The sequence below is a fragment of the Serratia sp. (in: enterobacteria) genome (genome assembly GCF_046715635.1).
Taxonomy (GTDB): Bacteria; Pseudomonadota; Gammaproteobacteria; order Enterobacterales; family Enterobacteriaceae; genus Chania.
The window spans coordinates 1-7,571 of the sequence record NZ_JBKJYW010000368.1; the positions used below are offsets into that span (position 1 = coordinate 1).

General features: G+C 51.0%; 6 protein-coding genes. 3 read left to right on the top strand and 3 right to left on the bottom strand.

What is annotated here, in order from left to right; genetic code table 11:
* On the top strand, nt 1-2,846 hold a 2,846-nt coding region (locus tag ACLQ7H_RS19235; RefSeq protein WP_411754049.1), incomplete at its 5' end, for an autotransporter outer membrane beta-barrel domain-containing protein.
* A gap of 102 nt (nt 2,847-2,948) precedes the next feature.
* Here ACLQ7H_RS19235 and ychF read toward each other — a convergent pair.
* Nucleotides 2,949-4,040 (bottom strand): redox-regulated ATPase YchF, encoded by a 1,092-nt coding sequence (gene ychF / locus ACLQ7H_RS19240; protein ID WP_411754050.1) that lies wholly within the window; start codon nt 4,038-4,040, stop codon nt 2,949-2,951.
* A gap of 915 nt (nt 4,041-4,955) precedes the next feature.
* Here ychF and ACLQ7H_RS19245 point away from each other — a divergent pair.
* Complete coding sequence (locus ACLQ7H_RS19245) at nt 4,956-5,201, top strand: hypothetical protein (protein WP_411754051.1); 246 nt, start codon at nt 4,956-4,958, stop codon at nt 5,199-5,201.
* 25 nt (nt 5,202-5,226) lie between these two features.
* Here the strand turns inward: ACLQ7H_RS19245 and pth are convergent, their stop codons facing one another.
* Entirely contained in the window at nt 5,227-5,817 is a 591-nt protein-coding gene (gene pth, locus ACLQ7H_RS19250; RefSeq protein WP_065685599.1) for an aminoacyl-tRNA hydrolase, read from the bottom strand.
* A gap of 366 nt (nt 5,818-6,183) precedes the next feature.
* Here pth and ychH point away from each other — a divergent pair, with 366 nt between their 5' ends.
* Nucleotides 6,184-6,462, top strand: a complete 279-nt coding sequence (ychH, locus tag ACLQ7H_RS19255; protein WP_411754052.1) for a stress-induced protein YchH — start codon at nt 6,184-6,186, stop codon at nt 6,460-6,462.
* Nucleotides 6,463-6,645: 183 nt separating this feature from the next.
* On the opposite strand, the gene prs is transcribed toward ychH, so the two are convergent.
* A partial coding sequence (gene prs, locus ACLQ7H_RS19260) for a ribose-phosphate diphosphokinase (RefSeq protein ID WP_411754053.1) occupies nt 6,646-7,571 on the bottom strand: 926 nt, incomplete at its 5' end.

Genomic DNA, 7,571 nt, shown 5'->3' on the forward strand with positions numbered 1-7,571 from the left:
CGGGAGCGGGCTCGCAATTATTAGGCCATCAGGTGATTGTGGGTAAGCAGGGCGTGGGTGAATTAACCTTTTCTGACGGCGGGAAATTCCGCCTGGATACCTTCGATAAGGTGATCGTCGGTCATGATGCCAGTGGCGAAGGGACCATCAATGTCGACGGGGCCGGGAGCGAACTGTATTACGACATGTACGGTTCTTCAAACATCTATGTGGGCTACGCCGGTAAAGGCGTGATGAACGTGACCAATGGTGCCAAGGCTGGAGCACAGCAACTCAGCATTGGCTCAACGGCCGGTGCCTATGGTGAGCTTAATCTTTCAGGAGCCGGTTCGGTAGTAACCTCCGGCGGTGTCATTGTCAGGGTAGGTGAAAAAGGCGAAGGAAAGGTCAATATCACCGACGGTGCACGACTCGATGGCCGCGGTTCTGGCAGTTATCTAGGCGATAGTTTCGGGGGGAAAGGGAGCGCGCTGATTTCGGGTAGTGGATCAACCTGGAAGGCTGCAACGCTGTTTGTAGGCTACAGCGGCGAAGGGCAGATGGACATCGTCGATGGCGGCAGCGTCGAGGCAGGCACGATGCGTATCGGTGCGCGTGTTCAAAGTCAGGGCAATGTGCTCATCAGCGGGGCGGGTTCCTCAATCAAAGTGACCGGGCTTGATGTTGGTGTGGATGGCGTCGGCAGTCTGACTATCGCCAACGGTGCGCAGGTGACGAGCACGGGTGGCAAATTTGACGGTCTGGCTATCGGTGAGCGTGAGCTTTATACCGGCACCGCACCTGCAAGCGGCACGGTTTTGGTCAAGGATGAAGGCACGCTGCTATCGGCCGGATATATCAACATCAGTGGGGATAACGGCGATGGCACCCTGACGGTCACTGATGGCGCAGTGGTCAAAGTGGGCAGCGAAGGCGTGGTGCGGGTCGGTAACAGTACCTATTCCGGTAGTAGTTCGGTTAAACAGGCGGTACTCAACATAGGTACTGGCGGTAAAGCCGGCATTCTGGATACGCCAGAAGTCTTTGTGCATAGCCTCGGCGTTTTAAATCTTAATTACAGTGATAATCAGGACTTCTCCGCCAAGCTGAATGGTGCTGGGGTGATCAATCATCTGGGCACTGGGACTACCCGCATGATGTCCACGGATAATATTTACAGTGGTACCGTCAACGTTGTCGCTGGCACGCTGCAGGCTGGGGTAGCCAGTGGATTTGGGGCTAATTTCTTAAGCCCTGCCGTGTTTAACGTGGGCAACGCCGGAACGCTGGATCTGGCTGGTTTCAGTTCTATGTTTAGCGGGTTGAGTAACGCAGGCATAGTTAGTCTGGGAGGCAATGGCCAGGCAGGGACGACATTGTCACTGGTTTACTCCATCTTTGGTGGCGGCGACGGCAACTATACAGGTGAAGGGGGTACGCTGCGGCTGAATACGGTACTCGGGGGGGATGATTCGGTGACCGATCGCCTGGTGATCACCGGCAGCAGCAGTGGTCAATCGTGGTTACAGGTCAACAACGTTGGTGGGCAGGGTGCGGAGACGGTTGAAGGTATTGAGGTGATCAGCGTTGCCAAAGCGTCGGACGGGGTGTTTAACCTGCAAAAACCGGTCGTCGCGGGGGCATACGAATATCTGCTGCATAAAGGGGGGAAACAGGATCCTGCCGACGGCAACTGGTATTTACGTTCTGAGGCGGTTAGCGTGCCCGAAATCCCTGAGCCTGAAAAGCCGAAGCCAGAGACTCCTGAGCCTGAAAAACCGACACCAGAAAAGCCAAAACCGGAGACACCTGAACCTGAAAAACCCACTCCAGAAACCCCAACTCCAGAAACACCTAAGCCAGAGACTCCTGAGCCTGAAAAACCAGGGCCGGTTACACCGCCGACCAGCGGAAAACCTGCCCTGCTACGTGTTGATGCTGCTGCCTATCTGAATAATCAGAATGCCGCCGTACATATGTTCGATCATAGCCGCACCGATCGTCTTGGAGAGCCGGGATTTGGCGTCAGAGGCAAGGACGGTCAGGGTGCGGTCTGGCTGCGTGCCCAACGTCATAATCTTGATGCTGGCGTCGTTGGCGAGCAGCTGTCGGTCAACACGGATCTTGACGTCATGCAGATAGGCGGGGAATTGCAACATGCCGTTGGCGAAGGCCGATTGCATACCGGCATGATGCTGGGCTATGGCAGCGCCGACACCAGGGCGACCTCCGATCTCAGCGGGCGTGATGCCAAAGGCAAAGTCACGGGAACCAGCGTTGGGGTTTACGGGACCTGGTATCAGAATGCCAAAGCACCAAGCGGGCTCTATCTGGACAGTTGGCTGCAATATGGTCGCTACGATAACGAGGTCAACGGCAGTGGATTGGCGCAAGAAGAGTATAAGTCCAATACCTGGAGCGGATCGCTGGAGTTGGGTTATGCGTTAGCGCTGTATGAAGGTGCAAGCCGCGGCCTGTATCTGGAGCCTCAGGGCCAGGTGATCTTTACCCGTTATAGTGGCGATGCGCATACTGAAGATAACGGCACCCAAATTGCGGCGCAGCGTAAAAATCAGACCACAACTCGTCTTGGTGCCCGGTTGTTTAGCAATTCACTGGATCCTGCGGCCAATCAGATCCAACCGTTCCTGCAACTGAACTGGTGGTCGGGTGGTAATGACGCAGCGATCGAGATGAACGGAACCAGGGTGAATCATAAACTGGCTGATAATATTTACGAGGCTAAAGCGGGCGTCCAGGTTGAACTGGGCAAGGGCTGGAGTACCTCCGGTAATATTGGCGTTCAGGGGGGCAAAGATGACTTCCGCGACGTTAATGGCCAATTGGGGTTGAGGTACAACTTCTGATTCAATAAGTAGAAAACAAAAACCCACGCAATTGCGTGGGTTTCATGTATGTTCACCAGCGACATGAAACATCGTGAGATGTCATGCGATCAGCAAAATGACTTAGACGTTAAACAAGAAGTTCATCACATCGCCATCTTTAACGATGTAGTCTTTCCCTTCTGAACGCATCTTGCCGGCTTCTTTCGCACCTTGCTCACCCTTATAGGTGATAAAGTCATCAAAGGCGATGGTCTGTGCGCGGATAAAGCCTTTTTCAAAGTCGGTGTGGATTTTACCGGCGGCTTGCGGTGCAGTAGCACCAACCGGGATAGTCCAGGCACGCACTTCCTTCACGCCAGCGGTGAAGTAGGTTTGCAGATTGAGCAATTCGTAACCTGCGCGGATCACTCGGTTCAAGCCAGGTTCTTCCAGACCCAACTCAGCCATAAATTCAGCGCGGTCTTCATCTTCCAGCTCTGCGATGTCAGATTCAACAGCGGCGCAAACCGCAACCACCACGGAACCTTCTGCGGCAGCAATCTTGCGCACGACATCCAGATACGGGTTGTTCTCAAAACCGTCTTCGTTGACGTTGGCGATGTACATGGTTGGTTTCAGGGTCAGGAAGCTCAGGTAGCGGATCGCGGCTTTATCTTCAGCGGTCAGATCCAACGCGCGCAGCATACCGGCGTTTTCCAACTGTGGCAGGCATTTTTCCAGCGCGGCCAATTCGGCTTTGGCGTCTTTATCGCCGCCTTTGGCTTTCTTCTGCACACGGTGAATGGCGCGTTCGCAGGTATCAAGGTCGGACAGGGCTAATTCGGTGTTGATGACGTCGATATCGTCAGCCGGATCCACTTTGTTGTTAACGTGAATGATGTTGTCGTTCTCAAAGCAACGTACCACGTGGCCGATAGCTTCGGTTTCGCGGATGTTGGTCAGGAACTGGTTACCCAGGCCTTCACCTTTAGAAGCCCCTTTTACCAGGCCTGCGATATCAACGAATTCCATGGTGGTGGGCAGAATGCGTTGTGGTTTGACGATCTCGGCCAACCGATCCAGACGGGCATCGGGCATCGGTACCACGCCGGTATTGGGTTCAATGGTGCAGAACGGGAAGTTGGCCGCTTCAATACCCGCTTTGGTCAACGCATTGAACAGGGTGGATTTGCCAACGTTAGGCAGACCGACGATACCGCATTTGAATCCCATGTTTATATCACCTTAAATATCTTGACTATCAACAGGTTAACATTGGCCTGTTGCATAAAGGACGAAATTATCCCGTCATTATACACGTAATGGGCAGTTATCTCGATCTGCCCGTGACTCGCGGTACTAGCCGAGGCGTTTCTTGCGCTGCTTACGCCCGGGTCGACTCAATTCAACGCCGGTAGAGGTGTTCAACAGGCAAGGTGCGGATCCAAGCTGAACACATCTGGCAATAGGAGATAGAACGCTAATATTGGGGATTATCCCGGTTATTTTTATCAGATATTTAGTGTTAAAGGTGAGCAAATGTTTCATTTTAAATGCGTGTTTATTATAAAGGCGCTTTTTTCCTATGGTTATTCTTGAGCTTGCCTTTTTCTCATCCAATGAAACAATGTGGTAACATATCATAATAAAAGCTGGTGAATTGCAGCGGATAAAGAGTTACAGAACGTTAAGCAGCAATGCGTTGTATGTCTTATGGTAGGGTATCTCTGTAGGCTAGCAAAATTCATTAATTTTAAACTAACTAATTGCTAAAGCATGATCATAATCTAATCAATTTTGCGTGTGGTAATCGGGTTTTTTTATAAGGCATCCATGCATGTTGTTGTTTATGTTAGCATTGGTGATTTAATAAGATTTTTCTTTGTATTTGATTGAAAGTATTAGTGTTTTTAATGCGTGTTTGTGGGTATTTATTATTATCAAGAACTATCCTTATCTACAACAAGAAATATCTTATTATTTTGATAGGATACTTCCCTTGTCTTGTAAGTAATATCCTAATTGTATTGAGGTAGCTTTGGGAGTAGAACGATAAATTTATCTACAAGTATTGTTGAGTGTATTTTTTTAAGATATTATCCGCGTGTTATTCGTTATGCTATTTGAATTCAAGGAGGGATTTATTCCATGAATGGAATTGATGTGCTTTCTGCACCGATTTTATTATTACTGTCAGTTATTTCTTTTATTATTCATTTCCGTAACGAGCGGAGGAAGAGCCTGATCGAGCGGCCTTTTTTCGCTGGAACTGCGGAGTTGAAAAAGAAAACCACGCCGGAGGTCGTTGATGTTGCTATGCAAAGCAGCGTGCAGCCGTGCTGTACCCGTAAGCTGTGTCGCTATTGCCCGATAAGTAGCAGGCCAAGCAAGTGATGGTCACATTACTTGGCCTTACCGCTTAGCTAGTCGCTTTAAATGCATGCAAACGATTCATAGCTTTAGTCATACCTTCCTTCAGCAAGATCTCTGTGCAACGTAGCGACTCATCGATGGCATCATCAATCAGCGTTTGCTCCGCTGCTGGCGGCTTACCCAGCACAAAGCCTACCACCTTGTTTTTATCACCTGGGTGGCCGATGCCAATTCGCAAGCGATAAAAGTTCGGGTTATTGCCCAGCTTGCTCTGGATATCCTTCAGGCCATTATGGCCACCGTTGCTGCCGCCTAATTTGAGTTTCGCCACCCCTGGTGGCAGATCCAACTCGTCGTGTGCCACCAGAATCTCCTCTGGCAGAATGCGATAGAAGGTGGCCAAGGCGCCAACGGCTTTACCACTCAGGTTCATAAAAGTGGTGGGGACCAGCAACCGAACGTCGTTACCGGCTAAATTCAGGCGTGCGGTGTAACCGAAGAACTTACTCTCTTCCTTCAACGGTTGGTTGTGGCGTTGTGCCAGTAGGTCAACATACCATGCGCCGGCATTGTGCCGTGTCTGGGCATACTCTGCGCCCGGGTTGGCCAGGCCAACAATCAGTTTGATACTGCTCACAAGAGATTCACTATGCTAGAAAAATGGAAAGGGCGTGCCCGTTGCCAGCCAAGTTGCGATCGCCCAAGGTTTCACAGCGGCACAGCTCGAAATTTATAGGCCGTTAGTGTACCTGCCTGCGTCAAGAATGACAAAAATCTGGCGCACCCGCCCGCTAATCGTAGAGAAGTGAATAATACATTAGTAAAACAATTTAGTTATCTCGCTAACTTTTAACATAAAGTAAAGAATTGTCAGCCTTTTGTTGCCATTTGTGATCGGTCACGCAATACCCATGCCGAAATAATGACTATACTTAACTAATCAAGGTGGGATAACGAGTTAGGGCGTTCCCACTATTGGCACAGGGCACTCTGGAGGTGGCATATGAAACGTAAAAGCGCTGAGGTCATTGGCAACGTTTTAATGGGAATGGGTATGGTGGTCATGGTTGGCGGGGTTGGATACTCCATCCTGGCTGAAGTATCACAGTTCAATTTGCCGCAGTTGTTTGCCCACGGCGCCATCATGAGTATTTTTATCGGCGCCTTGTTGTGGCTGGCCGGTGCACGTATCGGTGGGCGTGAGCGGGTTGCAGATCGTTACTGGTGGGTAAAACACTTTGATAAACGCTGCCAAAACAACCCGCGTCGCCCGTCACATTGATTAACCGCGGTCAAGGATCTGGCGAACAAAGGCAAAGGAGCCTGAGGGTATAAGGTTTAAGGATTATGTCCCACATCCCGTAAAAAACCCGTTGTTGCTTGCGCTTCAACGGGTTTTTCGTTTTCTGAGATGTTCACCCGAACAACCTGGCGCAGTGGAGGTTAACCCGCGCCAGAGATGGGATTAATGTTCGAACATCGCGGAAATTGACTCTTCATTGCTGATACGGCGGATAGCTTCAGCCAACATACCGGACAAGGTCAGAGTACGCACGTTTTTCAACGCCTTGATTTCTGCTGACAGCGGAATAGTGTCACAGACGATCACTTCATCAATCACCGAGTTCCTGATGTTGTCCACGGCGTTACCGGAGAAGATCGGGTGCGTGGCGTAGGCAAATACGCGCTTGGCACCGCGTTCTTTCAACGCTTCGGCTGCTTTACACAAGGTACCACCGGTATCGATCATGTCATCGACCAGCACGCAGTCACGGCCTGCCACGTCACCGATAATATGCATCACCTGAGAAACGTTTGCGCGAGGGCGACGCTTATCAATGATGGCCATGTCGGTATCGTTAAGCAGTTTGGCGATCGCACGGGCGCGCACGACGCCACCGATATCTGGGGAAACCACGATCGGGTTTTCCAGGTTCTGCTGCAACATGTCTTCCAGCAGGATCGGGCTACCGAATACGTTATCTACCGGGACATCGAAGAAGCCTTGGATCTGCTCGGCATGCAGATCGACTGTCAATACGCGGTCAACCCCTACGCTGGAGAGGAAGTCAGCAACAACTTTGGCAGTGATTGGCACACGCGCAGAACGCACGCGGCGATCCTGGCGGGCATAACCGAAGTAAGGAATGACAGCAGTAATACGACCTGCGGAGGCGCGACGCAGGGCATCAACCATAACAACCAGTTCCATCAGGTTGTCGTTGGTGGGTGCACAGGTGGACTGGATGATGAAAATATCACCGCCGCGTACATTTTCGTTGATTTGCACGCTCACTTCGCCGTCGCTAAAACGACCTACAGCGGCGTCACCAAGGCTGGTGTACAAACGGTTGGCAATACGTTGTGCTAGTTCCGGGGTGGCGTTACCAG